This window comes from Geobacillus sp. YF-1 (assembly GCF_052692335.1).
This window is the reverse complement of record NZ_CP199850.1, coordinates 2274299-2298666: the sequence shown is the minus strand read 5'-3', so window position 1 is coordinate 2298666 and position 24368 is coordinate 2274299. Positions and strand designations below refer to the sequence as shown.

The 24368-nt window shown below is 52.5% G+C and carries 22 protein-coding genes and 2 pseudogenes; 22 read left to right on the top strand and 2 right to left on the bottom strand.

What is annotated here, in order from left to right; translation table 11 throughout:
* Positions 1-221: 221 nt before the first annotated feature.
* From ACTVIM_RS11380 to ACTVIM_RS11305, 16 genes and pseudogenes are all read left to right on the top strand, one after another.
* Positions 222-477: pseudogene (locus ACTVIM_RS11380) on the top strand (IS701 family transposase); the annotation flags it as partial.
* 607 nt (positions 478-1084) lie between these two features.
* Complete coding sequence (locus ACTVIM_RS11375) at positions 1085-2680, top strand: Vga family ABC-F type ribosomal protection protein (RefSeq protein WP_033844149.1); 1596 nt, start codon at positions 1085-1087, stop codon at positions 2678-2680.
* Positions 2681-3374: 694 nt separating this feature from the next.
* On the top strand, positions 3375-4352 hold the full coding sequence (locus tag ACTVIM_RS11370) for a YncE family protein (protein WP_445612663.1): 978 nt from the start codon (positions 3375-3377) through the stop codon (positions 4350-4352).
* Positions 4349-5023: a response regulator transcription factor gene (locus ACTVIM_RS11365; protein ID WP_168368764.1), complete on the top strand. Its 675-nt coding sequence runs from the start codon at positions 4349-4351 to the stop codon at positions 5021-5023. Before ACTVIM_RS11370 ends, ACTVIM_RS11365 begins: the two co-directional genes overlap by 4 nt.
* A 3-nt stretch (positions 5024-5026) precedes the next feature.
* Entirely contained in the window at positions 5027-6478 is a 1452-nt protein-coding gene (locus ACTVIM_RS11360; protein WP_445612662.1) for a sensor histidine kinase, read from the top strand.
* A gap of 23 nt (positions 6479-6501) precedes the next feature.
* On the top strand, positions 6502-7086 hold the full coding sequence (locus tag ACTVIM_RS11355) for a Uma2 family endonuclease (protein WP_445612661.1): 585 nt from the start codon (positions 6502-6504) through the stop codon (positions 7084-7086).
* A 215-nt stretch (positions 7087-7301) separates the two neighbouring features.
* Positions 7302-7655 (top strand): hypothetical protein, encoded by a 354-nt coding sequence (locus ACTVIM_RS11350; protein ID WP_445612660.1) that lies wholly within the window; start codon positions 7302-7304, stop codon positions 7653-7655.
* Positions 7656-7738: 83 nt separating this feature from the next.
* A complete protein-coding gene (locus ACTVIM_RS11345; RefSeq protein WP_445612659.1) occupies positions 7739-9787 on the top strand; it encodes a methylmalonyl-CoA mutase family protein in 2049 nt (682 codons plus the stop codon).
* The gene (gene scpA, locus ACTVIM_RS11340; RefSeq protein WP_445612658.1) at positions 9771-11966 is read left to right on the top strand and encodes a methylmalonyl-CoA mutase; all 2196 of its coding nucleotides are present in this window, start codon (positions 9771-9773) and stop codon (positions 11964-11966) included. The genes ACTVIM_RS11345 and scpA overlap by 17 nt, the downstream gene beginning before the upstream one ends.
* Complete coding sequence (meaB, locus tag ACTVIM_RS11335) at positions 11963-13111, top strand: methylmalonyl Co-A mutase-associated GTPase MeaB (RefSeq protein WP_445612657.1); 1149 nt, start codon at positions 11963-11965, stop codon at positions 13109-13111. The genes scpA and meaB overlap by 4 nt, the downstream gene beginning before the upstream one ends.
* A 33-nt stretch (positions 13112-13144) precedes the next feature.
* On the top strand, positions 13145-13582 hold the full coding sequence (locus ACTVIM_RS11330; protein ID WP_144975310.1) for a BrxA/BrxB family bacilliredoxin: 438 nt from the start codon (positions 13145-13147) through the stop codon (positions 13580-13582).
* 191 nt (positions 13583-13773) lie between these two features.
* On the top strand, positions 13774-14616 hold the full coding sequence (locus ACTVIM_RS11325; RefSeq protein WP_445612656.1) for a HipA domain-containing protein: 843 nt from the start codon (positions 13774-13776) through the stop codon (positions 14614-14616).
* Positions 14617-15366: an HIRAN domain-containing protein gene (locus tag ACTVIM_RS11320; protein ID WP_445612655.1), complete on the top strand. Its 750-nt coding sequence runs from the start codon at positions 14617-14619 to the stop codon at positions 15364-15366.
* 143 nt (positions 15367-15509) lie between these two features.
* Positions 15510-15762 (top strand): annotated as a pseudogene (locus ACTVIM_RS11315) (nucleotidyltransferase family protein).
* Between the two features lie 148 nt (positions 15763-15910).
* Positions 15911-16891 carry an aromatic acid exporter family protein gene (locus tag ACTVIM_RS11310; RefSeq protein WP_445614351.1) on the top strand — a complete coding sequence of 327 codons (981 nt, stop codon included), beginning with the start codon at positions 15911-15913 and terminating at the stop codon, positions 16889-16891.
* A 70-nt stretch (positions 16892-16961) separates the two neighbouring features.
* Complete coding sequence (locus ACTVIM_RS11305; protein ID WP_061912598.1) at positions 16962-17468, top strand: L,D-transpeptidase; 507 nt, start codon at positions 16962-16964, stop codon at positions 17466-17468.
* Positions 17469-17639: 171 nt separating this feature from the next.
* Here ACTVIM_RS11305 and prli42 read toward each other — a convergent pair whose 3' ends face one another.
* A complete protein-coding gene (gene prli42 / locus ACTVIM_RS11300) occupies positions 17640-17732 on the bottom strand; it encodes a stressosome-associated protein Prli42 (protein ID WP_153017164.1) in 93 nt (30 codons plus the stop codon).
* 150 nt (positions 17733-17882) lie between these two features.
* Here prli42 and mce point away from each other — a divergent pair, with 150 nt between their 5' ends.
* The 6 genes from mce (at position 17883) to gndA (ending at position 24004) form a co-directional block, all read left to right on the top strand.
* Positions 17883-18308: a methylmalonyl-CoA epimerase gene (mce, locus tag ACTVIM_RS11295; protein ID WP_445612654.1), complete on the top strand. Its 426-nt coding sequence runs from the start codon at positions 17883-17885 to the stop codon at positions 18306-18308.
* Positions 18305-19855, top strand: coding sequence for an acyl-CoA carboxylase subunit beta (locus ACTVIM_RS11290; protein WP_445612653.1), 1551 nt, complete (start codon positions 18305-18307; stop codon positions 19853-19855). The genes mce and ACTVIM_RS11290 overlap by 4 nt, the downstream gene beginning before the upstream one ends.
* Before the next feature lie 230 nt (positions 19856-20085).
* Positions 20086-21210, top strand: coding sequence for a tripeptidase T (locus ACTVIM_RS11285; protein WP_033023573.1), 1125 nt, complete (start codon positions 20086-20088; stop codon positions 21208-21210).
* Between the two features lie 120 nt (positions 21211-21330).
* Positions 21331-21804, top strand: a complete 474-nt coding sequence (locus tag ACTVIM_RS11280) for a chemotaxis protein CheW (RefSeq protein WP_033023571.1) — start codon at positions 21331-21333, stop codon at positions 21802-21804.
* A 204-nt stretch (positions 21805-22008) separates the two neighbouring features.
* Positions 22009-22203, top strand: coding sequence for a hypothetical protein (locus ACTVIM_RS11275; protein ID WP_033023570.1), 195 nt, complete (start codon positions 22009-22011; stop codon positions 22201-22203).
* Between the two features lie 391 nt (positions 22204-22594).
* The gene (gndA, locus tag ACTVIM_RS11270) at positions 22595-24004 is read left to right on the top strand and encodes an NADP-dependent phosphogluconate dehydrogenase (protein WP_445612652.1); all 1410 of its coding nucleotides are present in this window, start codon (positions 22595-22597) and stop codon (positions 24002-24004) included.
* A 137-nt stretch (positions 24005-24141) separates the two neighbouring features.
* Here the strand turns inward: gndA and ACTVIM_RS11265 are convergent, their stop codons facing one another.
* The gene (locus ACTVIM_RS11265) at positions 24142-24318 is read right to left on the bottom strand and encodes a hypothetical protein (RefSeq protein ID WP_168157872.1); all 177 of its coding nucleotides are present in this window, start codon (positions 24316-24318) and stop codon (positions 24142-24144) included.
* Between the last annotated feature and the right edge of the window lie 50 nt (positions 24319-24368).

Here is a 24368-nt window from a genome sequence, read left to right as displayed (position 1 = left end):
CAAAAAATGGTTCATCACCACAACGTGTACTTGACAGACGGTGCACTTCTCTGAACAGGTGTAGGCAAAAAATGATGGATTTCCTGTTCTTTCGTGGATGTATCAGTAAGAATGTGTGATGAAACAATCAAGTACAGCTTTTGGTGAAGGACCAGAATGGATTTACAAAAATTTTTTTATTTGTTATAATTTTTATGCATTAACTGTAGATGAGTGAATAACCCCTGTTCCTTTCGATCGATGACACGATTGGCCAAAAAACGAAGCCTTCGTCATGGGCTGCCCACGCCATTCAAAGGTGTGACTGGCCTTTCTCTCACAACGATCCAACGGGTCTCGGGGCATTTGTTCGTTTGGCGGATGGTGCACACCTTCACGCAAGCGTTTCCGTTTGCGTTTCGTCTGTATGACAAGACGGTAGGAAGAAGCAACATCGACTTGGCGATCGAGAGGCTTTTCTCTCTCAAAAGGAAGCGGGCTCACTCGGTGTAGGTTAGAGTATGAAAATGATTGTAATGAAACATGCTCATCTACAGTTGTAAATGAAAAGGAGAATATTCTCATGAAACTTATTTTGTTAGCTATTTCATGGTTTATTATTTTATTTACTCTCATGATCCAACATTCCGATCCATTCATTTATTGGTTTAATCCAAATGTCGTGTCCATTAGTGATGAAAGGTATTTTTATACTCTGTTCCCCTCCTTTTTGAATATCCTATTTCTATTGCTCCAAATAAAATTTTTGGGGGCTAGAGAGAAAAAAACAACTATCCATAAAATTTTAGTTGGTACATTTGTGATTAATAACATCCTATTCATATATTATATTATTTTCTAATTAGTGGAATAAGCAAGAAATTGTAGTTCTTCACCAAAAGATGTACTTGACTTTTAATAGAAAACATGACAGAGTTGTCAATTTATGTTAGATAATTTGCTCATCTACAGTAATAATTTTCTTGTATTCGCGCCTTTTGGTAATATTCTTTCATTTTTTGTATTTCCTTCTCAGTTCATTTCGAGTTATTATGATAATTTAATAAAATTATACATCCTGTGATCTCTCCTAAGGAGTGTTGATATGATTTTATTAGAAATCAATCATATAAAACATTATGTAAGAGACCGCTTGTTATTTGATGTGAATAATTTACAAATCCATGATCATGATAAAATCGGATTAATTGGTCCAAATGGATGTGGAAAAACGACTTTATTGAACATAATAGCTGGAAAGATCAATCCAAATAATGGGGAAGTGACTCGGTACGCAAAAATTGAACTGATACCACAGATAAAACAACAAGCGGGTACTACAAAGAGCGGTGGTGAAGTGACAAAGGAATATCTTCAACAAGTTTTATATAGACATCCTTCTTTATTGCTTGCTGATGAACCAACCACAAACCTTGATACAGATCACATTGAATGGTTGGAAAAAATATTAAGCGAATGGAAGGGGGCATTTGTTATTGTTTCTCATGATCGTGATTTTCTAGACTCTCTTTGCACAACCATATGGGAAATAGATGATTGTAAGGTAATCGAGTACATTGGCAATTATACCAATTATAAAGAACAAAAAGAAAAAAAGAAGCTCCATAATCAATTGGAATATAAAAAATATATGGAGAAAAAGAAGCAGTTGGAAAGGGCGATCATCGATCTGAGGCATAGAGCTCAAAGAGCGACAAAGAAGCCAAAAAATATTTCTAATTCAGAAGCGAGAGTCCCCGGTGTAAAAACACACTACGCCAGCATTCAAAAAAAGTTAATGTTAAATATTAAATCGATTCAAAAACGGATTGAACGATTGGAAGCAGTGGAAAAAGAAAAAGAACTTCCTCCCATTAAAATGGAGTTAAAAAGCGCAGAACTTCCTCGCAACAAACCAATTTTACGTGTTGAAGACTTATCTGGTATTGTAGGAGAACGTATTTTATGGAATAAAATAAGCTTTCAAATACGTGTGGGAGATAAGTTGGCGATTATTGGGCCAAATGGAAGCGGGAAAACAACTCTAATAAAAAAAATTATAAATAAAGATCCGAACGTCAAATTTTCACCTTCTATAAAAATTGGTTATTTTAGTCAAGATTTAAATATTCTAGATGATAAAAAAACAATACTACAGAACGTTTGGTCCACTTCGAGTCATAACGAGACTTTTATTCGAACTGTCCTTGCTAGAATGCATTTTTTTGGTGAGGATATTTATAAACCCGTTGAAATTCTCAGCGGGGGAGAACGAGTAAAAGCAGCATTGGCGAAGATTATTTTAAGTGATGTTAATATGTTAGTTTTAGATGAACCAACGAATTTCCTTGATGCACAAGCTATTGAAGCTTTGGAAACGCTTCTAACGAATTATGAAGGCAGCGTAATCTTTGCTTCTCATGACCGTAGATTTATTAATAAAGTAGCTACACGAATTTTATCGATACGTAATGGAAAGATTGAATTGTTTAATGGTAATTACAAGGAATATAAAGAACACCAACAAAGAAAAATAACAGAAATAAAGGATCAAGAAAGAAACGAAAGGTTGCTTTTATTAGAAACAAAAATAGCCGAAGTTATTAGCCGTTTAAGTTTAAATCCATCTGAAGAATTAGAGATGCAATTGGAAAATTTACTCTCTGAAAAAGAAAAACTAATTCAAAAAAACTTTGATTAAACAGTTCTTCAGCAAAAGATGTACTTCAAAGAGAATCATGAAATGAAAAAATACCAAAATCCTCTTTCTTTGTCAAGTGTAATTTGAAAATCCTTTTGATTTTTTTATTTACAATAAACACCATTTTAAAGCGATTTAAAAGGAGTGTTTTGAATGCAATATATACTTGCTTATTTTACCGATAATAGGTGTTTTATGGTTTTTAAATTTGGCGAGCTTTTTAAAGAATTTGCACAGAAATGAAAGCACACATAATCAAACAATGATCGGGGCTTTATTAACCTTTCTCTTTGTCTTTCTATATATGTACGGGTTTTTAGGGGCACATTAATCTTCAATCATCCTTCTGTACAAAAAAGATGGGACCGCCTCCACTTATCGGCGAATGCTGGTGGAAGTGGGGGATTGTTATTTCCTTTGCAAACAAAATATTGCCGATGATCCCTTCTTTCATGCTTTTGGATCCCGCCTGGCGTTCAAACAATCGGTCTTGTACTCATTGAGCGAACTCTTCCGTTCCGTTTCATCCCTTTTGAAGGAACGAAACCATATTTCCCTGTTTTTCTTCTTTTTAACGCTTCCCCATCGCCGTCGATTAGGCGGTGGGGGTTTTTACATGGCGCGATTTCAAACTTCTTTCACAAATGTGAGGTATAATGAGGGCAGAAACGAACGGGCGGAGGAGAAAAACGAGATGAAACGAGCGAGCGTGTGGATGCTGTTAGGTTACTTCTTTCTGCTAAGCGGCTGTGCCCATCCGTCGTTTCCCCCGGTGGCTGATTCGCTTTCCGTTGTCATCAGCCTCGATGTCAAAGGGGGAACGGTCACCTTTTTGAACGCGAAACATGGCGGCCAGGTCGCCCGTTGGAACATCAACGAACCGTTTCAAGGTGGGGCGTTGAGCCCGGACGGCCGGACGCTGCTTTTGTACGGGCGGGATCTTGACGGCGTTTACCGGTACGACCTTGCGACTGGGAAGCCGCTCGCCGAGTGGAAAACGGGGAGCGGCATCGTCAGCGCGGTTCCATCCCCGGATGGCCGCACGTGGTTTTTTGGCGACAGCAAACATCACGCGGTGCGCGTTGTGAGCCGGGACGGGGAAGAGATCGCCCGCCTTTCGGTCGGACGCTCTCCGATGACGTTGCTTGTCAATCGCGCTGGAACGAGGTTGTATGTGATCGATTTTCAAGACGAACGGGCGTGGATCATCGATGTGGACCGCCGCCGCGTCATCCGTTCGTTTGCCGTGCCGAAGTTCGCTTTAGGCGGAGTGGTGCGCGAGAAGCAAGGGGAGCTGTGGGTCGGCGGGCACGGCAGCGGAAGCCGTGTGGAAACGAATATTCATGTTTACTCGCTGCAAGACGGCCGCTTGCTTCGGACGATCGCCGCGCCGGTCATGCCGGTCGATTTTGTTGAAACGGATCGCGGCGTGTTTGTGCTATGCCATGGCTCGAACACGGTTTATCGGGTTTTGCCAAGTGGGAAGCGGCTTGACTCTGTCTCGGTCGGCGCCAACCCGTTTGCCATGGAAGCGGCAGGAGGTCGTTTGTATATCGCGAGCTATGACAGCGATGAAATGATCGTGGTCGATGAAGCGACGCTGCGGCCGCTCGCCCGCTGGAAGACGGGCGACGGTCCGCTGCAGCTGCTCATTCGGGAGGGACGAACATGAGCGAACGAACCGTTTTGATCGTCGATGATGAAGAAGAAATGCGTCTATTGGTCAGTATGTATTTAGAAAACGCCGGCTTTCGCTGCTTGGAAGCGGAAGACGGGGAGGAGGCGCTGGCGCTGCTTTCCCAACATTCGGTCGATGCCGTACTATTGGACATTATGATGCCCAAACAGGACGGATTCGCCGTCTGCGCCCGCATCCGCGAGCAGTCGGACGTGCCGATTTTGTTTTTGACTGCGCTCGGCGAAGAATGGGATAAAGTGAAAGGGTTCAAGCTAGGCGGCGATGATTACATCGTCAAACCGTTCAGCCCGGGAGAGCTCATCGCCCGTCTCGAGGCGGTGCTGCGCCGGGTGCGGCGCGGGCGCGAGAACGATGGGCGGTTGCAGTTTGGCGACCTCGTTATTGACGAAAAAGGACGAACCGTGACCGTTGGCGGCGAACCGGTGAAATTGACGTTGAAAGAGTTTGAGCTGTTGCTGTTTTTGGCGAAACACCGCGGGCAAGCGTTCAGCCGCGATGACTTGCTCGTCCATGTGTGGGGGTATGATTACACCGGAAACGCCCGCACCGTTGACACTCATGTGAAAACATTGCGCATGAAGATGAAAGACGCCGGCCGCCACATCCAAACCGTCTGGGGCATCGGCTACAAATTTGAGGGATGAGAAATGAAACGGCTCCGCTTAGGACAAAAAGTATGGCTGGCGATCGGCGCCGCGGTCGTGGTGACGCTGGCGTTTTCCTTTGGCCTTTTGAATTATTTTTACCGAACGGTGTACATGAAAGAAGTCGAGCGGACGTTGATCGCGGAAGGGACGAGCCTCGCCCGCGACTATCGGGGCGGGGCGATCGCTCGGGAATACCGCCGGCAAATCGAATGGTATGATGAAAAATCGACGGCCACCATCCTATTGATCGACAACCCGCGCGAACTGAGCGCCTGTTTTCCGTTTCCGGTCCACTATGACGCGTTAGTCAGCGGCCGCGACCGGGAAACGCTGCTAGCCGGGAAGCCGGTTGTCAAAACCGGCTACGAAAAGCGGTTTGGCCGCCGCGTGATGGCGGTCGCCGTTCCGCTTCTTGATGACAAGCGGCTTATGGGAGCGATTTATTTGTATATGCCGCTCGCCGACGTCCAAGCAGCAACGAAACAGGCAGCCGCCGCGTTTTGGCCGTTGGCCGCCGTATTCGCCGCCGCGCTTTTGGTTGTCGGCCGACGGATGGTGCGGCAACTGGTCGAGCCGTTGCAGGCGATGGAACGGGCTGCTGAGCGCATGGCGGAAGGGCGCTACGAAGCGGGCATCCCCGTGCGGAGTGATGATGAAATCGGCCGCTTGGCGAAGGCGTTCAACCAAATGGCCGACGCCATTGCCAAAGAAGACGAGCAAAAGCGCGAGTTTTTAGCGAACGTCTCGCATGAATTGCGCACGCCGCTCAGCTATATGAAAGGGTACAGCGAAGCGCTTCTCGCTGGTTTTGCGAAGACGAAGGAAGAAGAAAAGGCGTATCTTCGCCTCATCCACCGCGAAACGGAACGGATGGAGCGGCTTGTTGGCGATTTGCTCGATTTGGCGCGCCTTGAAGGGCAAAGCGTGCCGCTCGAGCGCGCACCCGTGGCGTTCGCCCAAGTGATTGAAGATGTCATCGCCATGTACGAACCGATCGCCGCGCAAAAGCGGATCAAACTGTCATGCGAGTTGGACTATGACGTCATCGTCAACGGCGACGCCGATCGGCTCGAACAAGTCGTGCGCAACTTGCTTGACAACGCCATCCGCTATACTCCGGAAGGCGGCGCGGTGACGGTGCGGCTTTCCCGCCTGTCGGAAGCAGAAGGAGAACTCGTGATCGAAGACACGGGAAAAGGCATCCCGAAAGACCAGCTCCCGCTTCTTGGCCAGCGCTTTTTCCGCGTCGACCGCGCCCGCACCCGCAAAGAAGGCGGCACCGGCTTAGGGCTGGCCATCGTCAAGCAAATCGTCGCCCTTCATGGCGGCGCCATTCAGTTCGACAGCGACCTCGGCCGCGGAACGACGGTATCTGTCCGCCTGCCGCTCGTTAGGGAAGGGGAAGAAACATACGTTCAAGACAAAGGAACGGATGGTGTATCATCAATATAAAAATTCGGAGGCAGGTGGAGGAAATGGGTTCAAGGGAAAAGGAACAGGCCCCGATGACCTACAAAGAGTATGCGACATGGCCGGAAGGAAAACGGTGCGAGGTGTTGGACGGGAATATCATCAGCATGGCGCCGTCGCCCACACCGGAACACCAATCGATTTCGCACCAGCTTTCGATCGAATTCGGAATGTATTTCAGAGGGAAGGATTGTCGCGTGTTGGCCGCCCCGATCGATGTGTACCTTTTTGAAGATCATCGCAAGGGATGGATGGATGAAAACGTCCGAAATTGGGTATGTCCCGATCTTGTGGTCATCTGTGACAAAAACAAAATTCAAAAAAACCGCATTGTCGGTGCTCCAGATTTGGTCATCGAGATCTTGTCTCCCGCTACGGCCAAAATCGACCGGATGGACAAACGGATCGCGTACGAGCGGGCTGGGGTGAAGGAATATTGGATCGTTGACCCAGCGAATCAAGTCGTGGAAGTGTATTTGCGTGAGAAAACAGGGAAGTTCGAACTTCGCGGAGTGTACAGCCGTGACGACACCATTCCCGTTCATGGATGGGAGGATTTGTTCATCGATTTGCGAAACATTTTCGAATGAACAAATGGCCATTGACATCTTCGCTAGGCAGTATGTTGTCTAGAAGGTTGGTGAAAAACCGCTGTCGCACACCAATCGGCGGCATTTTCATTCAAAAAAGAAAGCTGGTTCTGCAAAGTTTCTCTAATTGAGAAATGGATGGAATCAGTAGCATTTTGCACGAAATCACCAGCCTCCTAGAAGGCTGGTGATTTACTCGTGGATACGGATTTACAATGTTATTTCTCAATGAGAAAAACCTTGTTCCATCGGCCCTGCTTTTCGCTCATTCTCCCATTGATGAAGCGAAGCAGCCGTTTTTTCCCAGTCCAGCCGATGTCGCATTCATTGGACGGCTTAGCGCAACGAACGCGGCATCGGCGGATGATGGGAACGTTCAGGGAACGACTCTTCGGTTGAATCATGTGGTCGGAAACAAAAGCGCACCTTCGCGATTTGGTGCGCAGCTCCCCTTTGCCAACAGCCAGGAACAAGGTGTTTTGTTCATTGCCCAAACGCGGCCGATGTACTACAATAAACATAGAACCCGTTTTTTCCCACCAAAGCGCGGCTTCATTCGGTTGGCGTGAGGCGCCATCGGGTGCGGCTCGTTTTCAGGCGAAAAAACGAAAGCGGTTTCTTTTTTGGCAGAAGACGCAAAGGGGGATGGGGAATGAGCGATGTCGCGAAGATGAAGGAAGCGGCGTTTCCGGCTCCGCCGATGGAGGAGTGGGAGCAAGAAGCGGAACGGTCGCTGAAAGGCAGGCCGCTCGAGCGGTTGGTGACGATGACGTACGAAAACATAGCGGTGAAGCCGCTTTATACGCGCCGCGATGTAGAGGCGCTCGGCCCGCTGGAGCAGTATCCGGGTTTTGGTCAGTACGTGCGCGGGGCGCGGCCGGAAGGGTATCGGGGCGAGCCGTGGAAGGTGAGCCAAGAGATTTCGGCGGCAAGCCCGTCCGACTGGAACGAGGCGGTGAAGCATGACTTAGCGCGGGGACAGACAGAAATCCATTTCGCTCTCGGGCGGCTGCCGTTTGCCGTCGAGTCGGTGGAGGATGTGGCCGCGATGTTGGATGGCGTGCCGCTTGACCGCTATTCGTTCCGTGTGGACGCCGGGGCGCGGTCGCTTCCGTTTTTGGCGCTTTTGGCCGCTTATTTCAAGGAACGAGGCGTCTTGCTCTCGAGCGTGCGCGGCGCGATCGGCATGGATCCGCTCGGCGCTTGGACGGAACAGGGGACGCTCCCGTGTTCGCTTGAGCGGCTGGATGATGAAATGGCGGAAGTGACGAAGTGGGCGATGGAACAAATGCCGGCCGTTCGCACGATTTTCGTGCGCGGCGAGCCGTACCATAACGGCGGGGCGAACGCCGTGCAGGAGCTCGCGTTTTCGTTGGCGGCGGCCGTCGAGTACATCCGCGCCGGGCTGGATCGGGGCTTGACGATTGATGACATCGCGACAAGGATGCAAGTGTCGCTGGCCGTCGGAGCCGACTTTTTCATGGAAATCGCCAAGCTGCGGGCGGCGCGGCGGTTGTTTGCGCAAGTGATCGAAGCGTTTGGCGGCAGCGAATCATCACGGCGCATCGAACTGCATGTGCGCACGTCACCCTTTACAAAAACGGTGTACGATCCGTATGTGAACATGCTTCGTGCCGGAGCGGAAGCGTTTGCGGCCGTTGTCGGCGGCGCCGATGGCGTGCATGTGTCGCCGTTTGACGAAGCGATCGGGCTCGCTGATGCGTTTTCGCGGCGCATCGCCCGCAACACGCAGCTCATTTTGCTTGAAGAGGCGCATCTCGCCCAAGTCATCGATCCGGCGGGCGGCTCGTATTATGTGGAGACATTGACGGCAAACCTGGCCGAAGCAGCGTGGAAGCTGTTCCAGCAGGTGGAGGAAAAAGGCGGCATGAAACAAGCGCTTCAAGACAGCTTCGTGCAGTCGGAAGTGGAGGCGATTGCCAAGCGGCGGCTTGAGCGCGTCAAACAGCGGAAAGAAAAAATCGTCGGCACGAACGTGTACGCCAATTTGGAGGAAACGCCGATCGAAAAGCCGAAGCAAGCCGCAGTGAACATGGTGCTGTCGTTGGATGAACAGCGGGTGGCCGACATTCGCCGCACGCTTGTCAGCGGAAAGTGGATGGAAACGCTGATTCGCGCGGCCCGCCGTCGAGCAACCGCTCGGGAAATGGCCGCGGCGCTCGCCGATGGGAACGAGGCGGCGGCCATCGCGCCGATTCGCGCATGGCGTTTGGCTGAGCCGTTTGAGCAGCTGCGGAAGGCGGCCGAGGAGCATGCGGAGCGCACGGGAAGCCGGCTTTCCGTTCACTTGATCAATATCGGGCCGCTTGTCCGCCATCAGGCGCGCGCCGATTTCATCGCCGGGCTGTTTGCGGCCGGCGGGGTGGCGGCTGAGCGAAGCGACGGCTTTGCCTCGGTCGAGGAAGCGGTCGAATGGGTGCGGAACACGAACGGGACGCATTATATCGTGTGCGGCGCGGATGACGACTACCCGGGGTTCGTTCCGGCGTTGGCCGCGGCGTTCAAGCAAGCCAAGCCGAACGCGAAGCTGTATGTCGCCGGAAAACCGCCGGAAGAGCTCGAGAACACGTACGCGGAAGCGGGCGTGGATGGGGCGATCCATCTCGGTTCGAACGCGTACGATGTGATCGTGGCGTTTTTCACGGAAAGAGGGGTGGCGTTGGATGGCGAAGGACGTTGATTTTACCAAGATGCCGCTTTCCGCGGCGGCGGCCGATGTGGAAGAAAAACAGTGGAGAGACGCGGTGGAGCGGCGCGTGCAAGCGTCGATCGATGAGCTGTTGTTTCAGACGAACGAACACATTGCCGTGAAGCCGCTTTATACAAAAAATGACATCGATGGGCTCGATTTTCTTGATTACTTGCCCGGGCTGCCGCCGTACTTGCGCGGACCGTACCCGACGATGTATGTCGTGCGGCCGTGGACGATCCGCCAATACGCCGGTTTTTCGACGGCGGAGGAAAGCAACGCGTTTTACCGGCGCAACTTGGCGATGGGGCAAAAAGGGCTGTCGGTCGCCTTTGACCTGGCGACGCACCGCGGCTATGACTCCGACCATCCGCGCGTCGTCGGCGACGTCGGCAAAGCAGGGGTCGCCATCGATTCGGTGCTCGATATGAAAATTTTGTTTGACGGCATCCCGCTCGACCAAATGTCGGTGTCGATGACGATGAACGGGGCGGTGCTCCCGATCATGGCGTTTTACATCGTCACCGCCGAAGAGCAAGGAGTGACGCAAGACAAACTGTCGGGCACGATCCAAAACGATATTTTGAAAGAATATATGGTGCGCAACACGTACATTTACCCGCCGGAGATGTCGATGCGCATCATCGCCGACATTTTCGCTTATACGGCCAAATACATGCCGAAATTCAACAGCATCAGCATTTCCGGCTACCATATGCAAGAAGCCGGGGCGCCGGCTGATTTGGAGCTGGCGTATACGCTCGCGGACGGGCTTGAGTACGTGCGCACCGGCTTGAAGGCGGGCATTGACATCGACTCGTTCGCTCCGAGGCTGTCGTTTTTCTGGGCGATTGGCATGAACTACTTTATGGAAGTGGCGAAACTGCGCGCCGCACGCCTCATGTGGGCGAAAATGATGAAAACGTTCAACCCGAAAAATCCGAAATCGCTCGCATTACGGACGCATTCGCAAACGTCAGGCTGGAGCTTGACCGAGCAAGATCCGTTCAACAACGTCGTGCGCACGCTCATCGAAGCGCACGCGGCGGCGATGGGGCATACGCAGTCGCTCCATACGAACGCGCTCGATGAGGCGATTGCCTTGCCGACCGATTTCTCGGCGCGCATCGCCCGCAATACGCAGCTGTACTTGCAGGAAGAAACGGGCATTTGCCGGACGATCGACCCGTGGGCCGGTTCGTATTACGTCGAGACGTTGACGAATGAACTGATGAAGCGGGCGTGGGCGCATATTGAAGAAATCGAAAGCTTAGGCGGGATGGCAAAAGCCATTGAAACCGGCATCCCGAAAATGCGCATTGAAGAAGCGGCAGCCCGCCGCCAAGCGCGCATCGATTCAGGGGCGGAAACGATCATCGGCGTGAACAAATACCGTCCGGAAAAAGAAGAGCCGATCGACATTTTAGAAGTCGACAACACCGCCGTGCGAAAGCGGCAAATCGAGCGGCTGAACGAGCTGAAGGCGACGCGCGACAACGAGCAGGTCGAAGCGGCGCTAGAGGCGATTACGAAAGCGGCGGAAACGGGCGAAGGGAACTTGCTTGAGCTCGCCGTCCAAGCCGCGCGCGTCCGCGCCACCCTCGGGGAAATTTCGTATGCGATCGAAAAAGTGGCGAAACGCCATCGCGCCGCCATTCGCTCGATCAGCGGCGTCTACAGTTCGGAATACAAAAACGAAGCGCAGCTCGAACGGGTGAAGCGACGGGTGGAGCAATTCGCCGAACTCGAAGGGCGCCGTCCGCGCATCTTGATTGCGAAAATGGGGCAGGACGGCCATGACCGCGGGGCGAAAGTGATCGCGACCGCGTTTGCCGATTTAGGGTTTGACGTCGATATCGGTCCGCTCTTCCAAACGCCGGAAGAAACGGCGCGTCAGGCGGTCGAAAACGACGTGCACGCGGTTGGCATCAGCTCGCTCGCCGGCGGACATAAGACGCTCGTGCCGCAGCTTGTTGCGGAGCTCGAAAAACTCGGCCGCGACGATATTTTAGTCATCGTCGGCGGCGTCATCCCGCCACAAGATTACGCGTTCTTGTATGAACACGGCGCCGCCGCCATCTTCGGGCCAGGCACGGTCATTCCGGAAGCGGCGGACAAAGTGCTCGATGAAATTTACGCCCGGCTCGGCTATGAGGACGTGAGCGAATGAACGGCGAAGAGAAACGATGGGAACAGACAGACGGCCCAAGCGCGGCTTCGGATGGGCCGCCGCGCCGCCCGGAATGGGCGGACGGCGAGAGCGCGTCATCCTACGTGCACGCCGAACGCCCGCCGGCGCCAAAGCGGATCGTGAGGCGGAAAGAGCGGTCGGTGGACGAGTACGTCCAAGGGGTGCTCGCCGGCGATCGCACGATGTTGGCGCAGGCGATTACGTTGGTCGAAAGCAATGCGGCTCGTCATATCGATCTTGCCCAGCACGTGCTTCATGCCCTCCTTCCGCACGTCGGCCGCTCGATCCGCATCGGCATCACCGGGGTGCCGGGGGCGGGGAAAAGCACGTTCATTGAAGCGTTCGGGACGTTTTTGTGCGAACAAGGGCACCGGGTCGCCGTCTTGGCCGTCGATCCGACGAGCTCGTTGACCGGCGGCAGCATCCTCGGCGACAAAACGCGGATGGAGACGCTCGCCCGACATCCGCTTGCGTTCATCCGTCCGTCGCCCTCCGGCGGGGCGCTTGGCGGCGTGCACCGGAAAACGCGCGAGACGATGATGCTGTGCGAAGCGGCCGGCTATGACATCATTCTCGTCGAGACGGTCGGCGTCGGGCAAAGCGAGTTTGTCGTCCGCGGGATGGTCGACTTTTTCCTCCTGTTGGCGTTAACCGGCGCCGGCGACGAGCTGCAAGGGATGAAGCGCGGCATCATGGAGCTTGTCGACGCCATCGTCATCAACAAGGCGGACGGCGATAATAAAGAAAAAGCGAAAGCGGCGCAAAAAGAATACAACCAGTTTCTCCATTACCTGCGCCCGGCCACGCCCGGCTGGGAGACGAAAGCGTACACGTGCTCGGCGCTGCTGGGCGAAGGGATCGCCGACATGTGGCGCGTCATCGAAACGTTCGTCGCGACGACGAAGCGATCCGGCATCTTTTTCGACCGCCGCCGCCAGCAGCAAAAAGACTGGATGCACGCCATGATCAAAGAATATATCGAAACGCGCTTTTTCGCCGACCCGATCGTGAAAGAAAAGCTCCCGATGCTCGAAAACAGCGTCATTTCCGGCGCCAAGCCGGTCACCGCCGCCGTCAAAGAGCTGATCGAGGCGTATGAGCGGAAGCGAGACAGTGAACTATGATATGATAAAGGGAAAGCGAAGGAGGTGTCACGATTGTTCCAATTTCAATTTCCGCTCTATAGCGACATCGTCGAACAAGCGCGGCGCGAAGCGGTCGAAGCCGGATTTGCAGAGCTGCGCACGCCGGAAGACGTCGATGCCGCGTTTCGCCGTCCAGGCACAACGCTTGTCCTCATCAACTCCGTGTGCGGCTGCGCCGGCGGCATTGCCCGTCCCGCAGCGGCCCACGCCGTCCACTACGACAAGCGTCCGGATCATTTAGTGACCGTCTTTGCCGGCCAAGACAAAGAAGCAACGGCCCGCGCGCGCGAGTATTTTGTCGGCGAGCCGCCGTCCTCGCCGTCGTTCGCTCTGCTAAAAGACGGGAAATTGTGCGCCATGCTCCACCGCCACGACATCGAAGGGCACGAACCGGTGGCGGTCGTGCAAAAGCTGCAAGCGCTGTTTGACGAATATTGTGAGGAAGTGTGAATGGAAACACCCGAAGCTGGAGAGGGGGCTTCGGGTTTTTGCATGACCATTATTGTTTGTGATAATATGTGTTTTAAGGAGATTGGATAAAGGCAAACAGGCAGCGCATATGGTATAATGATTCAGCAAGTTTCTCTTGTGATCAACTTTTTTTCATGGTTCTATCAAAAACTCAAAAAAGGATAATTATTATGGATTTACATGATGTTAGCCATTGGAAAAAAGATGAGGAACGACAAGCCTCTGGGACAAGAGAGAAGTTCTGGTTGATTAATCCAGATAATAAACGTCGGTATTTATTTAAAATTCCTAAGGAAAATACCGGAGAGGCGTGGGCAGAAGTTGTCGCATCAAAAATCGGTCAACGGATAGGGTTAAATATGATGGAGGCCGATTTAGCCGTTTACGATGGAATAGTAGGTGTTTTGTCTGAAAATTTTGTTTTTGATGATGAAGAATTTTATGAAGGCGGCGATTTATTCTTTACAATTGCGGAAGACTTTGATCGCTACAATCTAAAACATTATCATTTTCTTAATATAATAAAGGTGTTGTCTGAATTTCACCTTGAAAAAGAGTTTGTCCAAATTCCTATATTTGACGCATTAATTGCAAATCAAGATCGTCACTGTGATAACTGGGGGGTTATTGTTCACCACAATGGTTACAAGCTTGCACCTATATATGATAATGGAACGTCACTAGGGTATCAATTGCAGGAAGAACGTATTCTAAAAATGTTTCAGGACCCGAGAATGTTTGAGGCTTTTACAAATCGAAGTTTTTCTTTAATCGGACTTCCCCATAAAAAGAAGCCTAAATATAAAGAATTGCTAAGTTTTATTTACGAATTATATCCAAAAGAGGTAAAGAAAGTAATTTATCATATCAGTCAGATGAATAAGCAACAAATCATAACCATTTTAGATGGTATTTCGGAAAATGTCATGAGTAAAGTTTACAAAGAATGGGTATTAAAATTATTACAGTATCGAAAAGAATGGCTCGTAAATTGGTATATGGAGGTGAAATAAATGGTCCGCCCGTTTGTGCTGTGGTTAATTTGGCAAAATGAATGTACCCGGCAGCGATATCATATTGGAAATTTACTGCATGATGGAGATAAGTACGTATTTTATTACGAACAAAGCAGGAAAAGAAGAGGATTATTCGAAGCATTAGAAAACGGTTATCAGCCTCATTTAGCATTTCGGGATATGGGAAGAAAATATGTTTCTAACAGATTGTTCGGGCCTTTCGAGCGACGTTTGCCTGACCGGCGCCGTCCGGATTTTTTAGAAATTTTGCGGACATACGGTTTGCCGCGTGATTGTACAGATATGGATTTGTTACGGGCTACCGGTGGTAAACTTGCGACAGATTCTTATGAATTTGTAGCGCCTATTTATGTATCGGGAAATCATTTCGATTTTGATTTTTATGTCGCGGGTTGGAGATATTACGAGGGAGATCGAGTGATTCAATATCTTAAAGTGGGGGATGAGGTACATTTTCGATTAGAGCCGGAGAATAGGCAAGATTCTAAAGCAGTAGAAGTGTTAACAGATAAAGGATGCAAGCTAGGATATATTCCTGCTTTCTATAGCGAGTTTATGTTTAACCTTATTCAAAACAACGGGCGTTATATGGCGAGAATTGAATCGATTCATTTTGAGGCTTTTCCTCAGCGCAAAGTAAATATAAGTGTCTACGGCGAGTTCCTTCCGTCTTATCAGACGCAAGATCTCGATATGTTGCATCAAATATCGTTAGAAGTGATTTAGTCTGTTCACTGTTTTCTGAAGTGAGCATGTTTGATTTCAGATGAATGAATATGTCCACGAAATCGAAGCGCTGCTGCAAAACATCAAAGAAGAAGTGATCGACCGTGAGCTACGGAATTAGCCCGACCGTGTTTGCGCGGCTGATGGCGTATTTCGCCGGCGAGGAAGATATTCAAAAAGTCATCTTGTTCGGCTCGCGGCACGGCTCGCTACAATTCCGACATTGACTTGTGCATCGATTACATCGGCAAGCAAAAGTGGAAAATCGAAGATGACATTGACGAGATTGTCGGCATTTATTCGTGTGATGTGCTCTTTTTCGACGCGCTGAACGAAGCCATCAAGCGCCAAATCGAGCGCGACGGGAAAACGATTTATGAGAAATCTCCGTCGTGAGCCTAGGCGGCTTGCCCTGCATGAGCGAGCGGCCGTTTTTTTTGTGTCCGGCGGCCTTAGGGCAAGCGCGCTGTCCGTTTTTCAGTTGCATCGAAAGCGCCGTCATCGGTACAATGAAGTCGGCAACCATTGGCAAAGGAGACGCGCGATGAAAATCGGCTATCGGACGTTGAAAACGGCGGTCGGTACGGCGCTGGCGATCGCCATCGCTCAGTTGATCGGCCTTCACAACTTCGCTTCTGCCGGCATTATCGTCATTTTGTGCGTTCAAGTGACGAAAAAGCGGTCGCTTGAGACCGCGCGGGCCCGTTTGGCGGCGTGTGTTGTCGCGATCGGGTTTGCGGCGTTGTTTTTTGCCGTCTTCGGCTACCATCCGTGGACGATCGGGCTGCTGCTGTTAGTGTTTATTCCGGTGACGGTTCGGCTGAAAGTCAACGAAGGCATTGCGACCAGTTCGGTGATCATTTTGCATTTGTATGCGGCCAAGGAGATCACATGGGAATGGGTCGTCAATGAGCTGCTGCTGGTCGCTGTCGGCATCGGGGTGGCGCTCATCGTCAACATGTACATGCCGAGCGCCGAGAAGCAGCTCAAAGAGTACCAGCACATTGTCGAGGATTTGTTTCGCATCATTTTAAAAGAAATCGTGCGCTATTTGCGCACGAATGAGCTCGATTGGGACGGGAAGGAGCTGTCGCTTGCCGCGGAGATGCTTGAGCGGGCGAAAACGCTCGCGATGCGCCACGCCGACAACCAGCTATGGCGGAACGAAGACGAGTACGTCCGCTACTTCCGGATGCGCGAGCGGCAGCTGGAAATCATCGAGCATATGCTTCCGCTGGTGACGTCGCTGACGTACACGGTTGAGCAGCGGATGATGATCGCTGATTTTATCGACGAACTAAGCGATGCCATTCACCCGGGAAATACAGCTGATCGGTTTTTGCGGCGTCTCTCGGCGATGCGCGAGGAATTTAAGGAAATGCCGCTGCCAACGACGCGCGAACAGTTTGAGGAGCGGGCGGCGCTGTTTCATTTGGTGCGCGAATTGGAGCGATATTTGCTGATTAAAAGTGAGTTCCGTCCGAAAAATGAACCGGAAAAACGGCGGTGGCCGTCGCTTGGTTGACCGAAAGGCGGCGCATACCCCCGCCTTTGTTGGCACACACTAAAGCCAAACGCCGCAAAGGGTGACTGATATGCGTAGATCGTTGCTGGTAGGTTTGTTGCTTGCTGTGCTGGTGGGGACGCCGTTTCGGACGGGGGCGGAGACGAAGCCGCTTGTGATCGTGAACAAAGCGATCAACAAACTTGCGCTCGTCCGCGACGGCCGGATTGAGGCCGTTTATCCGGTGGCGACGGGGGTGAATGCTGAACTGACGCCGGAAGGGCTGTTTACCGTCACGGTGAAGGCGGAAAACCCGTATTATCGGAAAAAAGGCATCCCGGGCGGAGCGCCGAACAATCCGCTCGGCACGAGATGGATCGGCTTTAACGCGCGCGGGACGGACGGGCGCATTTACGGCGTTCATGGAACAAACAACCCGGCCTCGATTGGCAGCTACGTTTCGCAAGGGTGCGTGCGCATGCACAACCGCGATGTCGAGCATTTGTACGAACGAGTGCCGATCGGCGCCCGCGTGCTCATTCTCCGCAGCCATGAGCCGTTTTCCGCCATTGCGAAACGATACGGCGCGGTTCGATGAACACCGCAAGCTCCCTTTTTGGAGCTTGCGGTGTTTGACGTCTAGGCGCAAAGAGTGCTCCCACCTCGGGGAAAAGGTTAGGGCGTTTCCGTTTCTTTTCGTTCCGAAGGCGGCTTTCGTCGGCGCCACGAAACACCTGCGCCCTAGCTGTTTCAACAGGTGGTAATGAAGCTAAAACCACATGCTGATGCCGGCAAGGAGCGTCGTCAGCAGCATGCAAGCGAGCATCAAATAGACAATAAATTTTTGCGTTTTGCGCGACAACGGTCCGTCCTCCTTCCGTCCGCTGTTCTACGTTTATTGTAACGGCAAACGGCAGGGCGGACAAGGAAAAACAAAAAGCAGGATTTTTTGTCGAAACGGCGAATAGTAAGACGTTGGCCTGATCATTTTGCCGCAAAGGGGATGACGACCATGCGTGTGAAAAAAGTCGATCATATCGGCATCGCTGTCCGTTCGATTGAGAAAGCGCTTCCGTTTTATACGGAGGTGCTCGGCCTGCCGTTTCTCGGTATCGAGGAAGTCGAGTCGGAGCAGGTGAAAGTAGCGTTTTTGCAGGCCGGAGAGGCGAAACTGGAGCTGCTTGAGCCGCTGTCGCCAGAGAGCGCGGTGGCGAAATTTATCGAAAAGCGCGGCGAAGGGATCCATCACGTGGCGCTTGGCGTCGAGGACATCACCGAGCGCATCCGCGAGCTGAAGGAGCACGGCATCCGCATGATTCAAGAAACGCCGAAACGCGGCGCCGGCGGGGCGCTCGTCGCCTTCATGCATCCAAAATCGACCGGCGGTGTGTTGTATGAACTTTGCGAGCGAACGAACCAAACGGAGGGACACCAATGAGCGACATGTATGACAAAATCAACGAACTGTATGACCGCCGCCGCGAGATTGAACTGGGCGGCGGCGACGCGAAAATCGAACAGCAGCACGCGAAAGGGAAGCTGACCGCGCGCGAGCGGATTGACTTGCTTTTGGACGAAGGAACGTTTGTCGAACTCAATCCGTTCATCGAGCACCGTTGCACTGATTTTGGCCTCGGAGAAAAAAAGGGGCCGGGCGATGGGGTCGTCACCGGCTACGGGAAAATCAACGGCCGCACGGTGTTTGTCTTTTCGCAAGATTTCACCGTCTTCGGCGGGGCGCTTGGGGAAATGCACGCGAAAAAAATTGCCAACATCATGGATTTGGCGGCAAAAACCGGGGCGCCGGTCATCGGCTTGAACGATTCGGGCGGCGCCCGCATTCAAGAAGGGGTCTTGTCGCTGGACGGGTACGGGCACATTTTTTACCGCAACGCCATTTACTCCGGGGTTATTCCGCAAATTTCCGTCATCATGGGGCCGTGCGCCGGTGGAGCCGTCTATTCGCCGGCCATCACCGATTTTGTGTTCATGGTGGAAAAAACGAGCCAGATGTTCATCACCGGTCCGAAAGTGATTGAAGCGGTGACCGGGGAGAAAATCAGCGCCGAAGATTTAGGCGGCGCCCGCGTGCACAACACGATCAGCGGCAACGCCCACTTTGCGGCGGCGAATGAAGAGGAGGCGCTCGCCGAAGTGCGGCGGCTGCTTGGCTATTTGCCGTCAAACAATCACGAAAAGCCGCCGTTTGGCCCGATTCCGGATGGGGACGACTACCGGCCCGATTTGGCCGACGTCGTGCCGATTGACGCCGTCCGCCCGTACGATGTGCGCCACGTGATCGCCCACGTCGTTGATGACGGTTCCTTTATGGAAGTGCAAAAAGATTTTGCGAAAAACATCGTGATCGGCTTTGCCCGCATTAAAGGCGAAGTGGTGGGGCTTGTGTGCAACCAGCCGAAATTTATGGCTGGCGGCCTTGACATCGATTCGTCCGACAAGGCGGCGCGCTTTATCCGTTTTTGCGATTCGTTCAACATCCCGATCATTACGTTTGAGGACGTCACCGGCTTTTTCCCGGGCGTCAAGCAGGAGCACGGCGGCATCATCCGCCATGGGGCGAAAATTTTGTACGCCTACTCGGAAGCGACGGTGCCGAAAATCACCGTCATTTTGCGGAAAGCGTACGGCGGCGCCTACGTCGCTTTAAACAGCAAATCGATCGGCGCCGATGTCGTCTATGCGTGGCCGAACGCCGAAGTGGCCGTCATGGGGCCGCAAGGGGCGGCGAACATCATTTTCGCGAGCGAAATTGAAAACAGCCCGAATCCGGAAGAAACGCGGGCGCAAAAAATTGCCGAATACCGCGAGAAATTCGCCAACCCGTACGTCGCCGCCAAATACGGGATGATCGATGACGTCATCGACCCGCGCGACACGAGAATTAAGCTCATCCAAGCGCTCGAGATGCTTCGCCATAAGCATGAAGAGCGGCCGAAGAAAAAGCATGGCAATATTCCGCTGTAAAAACGGGGTCAAACGGCCCCGTTTTGTCGGTTGGCCTCTATTTTGGCAAACCGATTCGCGTCCATCAAGCTCTTTCCATTGCCTGTCTGTCAGCGTTGAAACTTGCGTTAGAACTTTTCCGACGCGTCTGTCAGCGCCTTGCCTGCCGATCGTTCCGCTGTCCGGTTGGCGTTGAGTGGAAACTTTCGATATACTTGAGGTGGAATACATAAACAGGAGGAAGAAAGTTTATGGTCAATGAACAGCGTCTTGTCGACGAGTTTTTGGAGCTCGTGCAAATCGATTCAGAAACGAAGCATGAAGGTGAGATCGCCCAGGTGCTGAAACAAAAGTTTGCAGCGCTCGGCCTCGAGGTGATCGAAGACGATGCGGCCGCGAAAACAGGGCATGGCGCCGGCAACTTGATTTGCACGCTGGCGGCCACGAAAGACGGGGTCGACCCGATTTACTTCACCTCCCATATGGATACGGTCGTGCCCGGCAAAGGGGTAAAACCGTCGATTCGCGATGGCTATGTCGTCACCGACGGAACGACGATTTTAGGCGCCGATGACAAAGCCGGCTTGGCGGCGATGTTGGAGGCGATTCGGGTGTTGAAAGAGCAGCATATCCCCCACGGCTTGATTCAATTCGTCATCACGGTCGGGGAAGAGTCAGGGCTCGTCGGGGCGAAGGCGCTCAATCCATCGCTGCTCAAAGCGAAATACGGCTATGCGTTGGACAGCGACGGCAAAGTCGGCAACATCGTCGTCGCCGCGCCGACGCAGGCGAAGCTGAAAGTCGTCGTGCACGGCAAAACCGCCCATGCCGGTGTGGCTCCCGAGCGCGGGGTGTCCGCCATTACGATCGCAGCCAAAGCGATCGCGAAAATGCCGCTCGGCCGCATCGATGAGGAGACGACGGCGAACATCGGCCGCTTTGAGGGCGGCACGCAAACGAACATCGTCTGCGATCGCGTCGATATTTTAGCGGAAGCCCGCTCGCTCGTCCCAGAAAAAATGGAAGCCCAAGTGGCAAAGATGAAAGAGGCGTTTGAAACGGTTGCTGCGGAAATGGGCGGCCGCGCCGAGGTCGAGGTCGACGTGATGTACCCGGGCTTCAAATTCAGCGACGGCGATCATGTCGTCGAGGTCGCCAAACGGGCGGCGGCGAACATCGGCCGGCCGTGCGAGCTGCAGCGAAGCGGCGGCGGCAGCGACGCCAACGTCATTGCCGGCTTCGGCATTCCGACCGTCAACCTCGCTGTCGGCTATGAAGAAATCCATACGACGAACGAGCGGATGCCGATTGAGGAGTTGGTCAAACTGACGGAAATGGTCGTCGCCATCATCAAAGAAGTCGCCAATGCCGAGTGAGCATCCCGAAGACGGATGCCCTTTTTTTCTTTGGGTGCCGAAATCCGCTGAACATTCAGCTGGAATCGGCCGATAAAAAAAGCAGACACGATGTCAATCATTGAGAGAGGTGGCGGGGGAATGGACAAATATGTGGTCTTTCGCGTCGAGCGGGAACAGTACGCCGTTTCGATCGCGTATGTCGTCTCCATTGAAAAAATGACGGCGCCGACCGCGGTGCCGCATATGCCGGACTATATGGCGGGTGTCGTGCGCATCCGCGGCGAGCTCGTGCCGGTGCTTGATATGCGCAAGCTCCTGTACGGCCGGGCCATCGAAGAAACGGACCAGACGCGCCTTGTCGTCGCGGCGGTTGATGGTTTGTCAGTGGCGCTGATCGTCGATGAGGCGAAGGAAATAGCTGATATTGAGCCTGAGGCGATTCAGCCGCTTCAATTGATGTCCGCGGAACGGACGCCGTATCTTGTCGGGATGGCAACGCTGCCGGATCGATTGTTGACGGTGCTCGATCCGCGCGTGTTGTTCAACCATTTGGAAGAAGCGGAAGAGATCCGAGAACAAATCGCTGCTGTTCAATCGGATGAAGTGGTATAGAAGGTTGGTGAAAAACCGCTAATTCCCTTCATCAATGAGGGCAGGACCGCTGCAACAAAGTTTTTCTCGTTGAAAAATGAGATGGCAACGCCGCATCTACGAGTCAATCACCGGTCTCATAGGTGTTTGCCTATACCGTTTTGTTTTCCACGCATATCCTAACCATGGAAATGAACTTCACCCGATGAAGAGGAGGCGCATTCCATGGTTCGACCGTTCGGTCCGTATATGGACGGCTTTTATCCGCCGTACTATGGCGGCTACGGCCACTATCCGTATGGCTACCACCATCATCATTGGCACGGGGGATATGACGGCTACCCCCATTTCCCATACGGGATGCCTTATGGCCATTACCCGTTTTCGCCGTATGGGTTCCCGCATTACGGGGGGTATTGAGCACGAGGGGCATTCAGCCCCTCCCTCGATGAGAGGGAAGGGGGCTGCCCGGATTAGCGAGCAAACAAACGTCCATGGTCGGCCGGTTCATCCGTTGATGTTGGGTGGTCTTTTTGAGATTCCATAGGACGGTGTAGAGCCGCTCTGCCAATGTCCGCGGGCGGCGTTTCCCGAACGGCTCCGATTGTATGCGGGGCAAGGCTGCTCTTTCTGATTGGCTGGGTGCAATGCGATTGGATTTTTAGCAACTTCCGCGCTTTCGCCCCCATTCTCACGGCTGATCAGCCTTTTTGCGCGCGCATCCATAAATCGATTTAGAAAACTTGCAGCCGATCCGTAAACTATGATATGTTCTTTGATGAACAATCAAAACAGAAAGGGACGTTGAAAGATGGCAAAACAGCAAATCGGCGTCATCGGACTGGCGGTCATGGGGAAAAACTTGGCGCTCAACATCGAAAGCAAAGGCTATTCGGTGGCGGTGTACAACCGTTCGCGCGAAAAAACGGATGAGTTTTTGCAAGAAGCGAAAGGAAAAAACATTGTCGGTACATACAGCATCGAAGAATTCGTCAACGCCTTGGAAAAACCGCGGAAAATTTTGCTGATGGTGAAAGCGGGAGCGCCGACGGACGCGACGATCGAACAGCTGAAGCCGCATCTGGAAAAAGGCGATATTGTCATTGACGGCGGCAACACGTATTTTAAGGATACGCAGCGCCGCAACAAAGAGCTCGCTGAACTCGGCATTCACTTTATCGGCACGGGTGTGTCCGGCGGTGAGGAAGGGGCGCTGAAAGGCCCGTCGATCATGCCAGGGGGACAAAAAGAAGCGCATGAGCTCGTGCGCCCGATTTTTGAAGCCATCGCCGCCAAAGTTGACGGCGAGCCGTGCACGACGTACATCGGCCCGGACGGCGCCGGCCATTACGTGAAAATGGTGCATAACGGCATCGAATACGGCGATATGCAGCTGATCGCCGAAGCGTACTTCCTGCTCAAACACGTGCTTGGCATGGACGCCGCTGAGCTGCACGAAGTGTTCGCCGACTGGAACAAAGGCGAATTGAACAGCTACTTAATCGAAATCACCGCTGATATTTTCACGAAGATCGATGAAGAAACAGGGAAGCCGCTTGTTGATGTCATTTTGGACAAAGCCGGGCAAAAAGGAACGGGCAAATGGACGAGCCAAAACGCGCTCGATTTAGGCGTGCCGCTGCCGATCATCACCGAGTCGGTATTCGCCCGCTTCATCTCGGCGATGAAAGACGAGCGCGTGAAAGCAAGCAAAGTGCTGGCAGGCCCGGCGGTGAAGCCGTTTGAAGGCGACCGCGCCCACTTCATCGAAGCGGTGCGCCGCGCGCTTTATATGAGCAAAATTTGCTCGTACGCCCAAGGGTTTGCGCAAATGAAAGCGGCGTCTGAGGAATACAACTGGAACTTGCGCTACGGCGACATCGCCATGATTTTCCGCGGCGGCTGCATCATCCGCGCGCAATTTTTGCAAAAAATTAAAGAGGCGTACGACCGCGATCCGGCGCTGCCGAACTTGCTCTTGGATCCGTACTTCAAAAACATCGTCGAAAGCTATCAAGACGCGCTCCGCGAAATCGTCGCCACCGCGGCGATGCGCGGCATTCCGGCGCCAGGATTCGCCAGCGCCCTCGCCTACTATGACAGCTACCGCACGGCGGTGCTGCCGGCCAACTTGATCCAAGCGCAGCGCGACTACTTCGGCGCCCACACGTACGAACGCGTTGATAAGGAAGGCGTTTTCCATACAGAATGGCTGAAGTAAGCAAAAAACCCTTAGAGCCTTATGCGGCTCTAAGGGTTTTTTGCGCTTGGTGAAACTTCGTCTCAACCGTTGCCATCGCATGGAAGTCGCCCGACATGATCGCCCGACGGACCTTTCTGTTCACGCTGGGCATCTGATTACGCGCGGCGATAAATGGCATCGCCGACAATAATCGTGATTAAAGAGATCAGCATCGTCAATTTGACCGCTTTGTAGTCTAAAAAGCGCAGCACTTGTTCTTCAAACATGTAGATGAAAAAGAATATGACCATCAGCACGGCGAGAAATAAGGCAAATCGTTTTTTTCGATTCATGAAGAGAAGCTCTCCTTCTGTCTCCATATTTACAATTAATTTTCATTGGG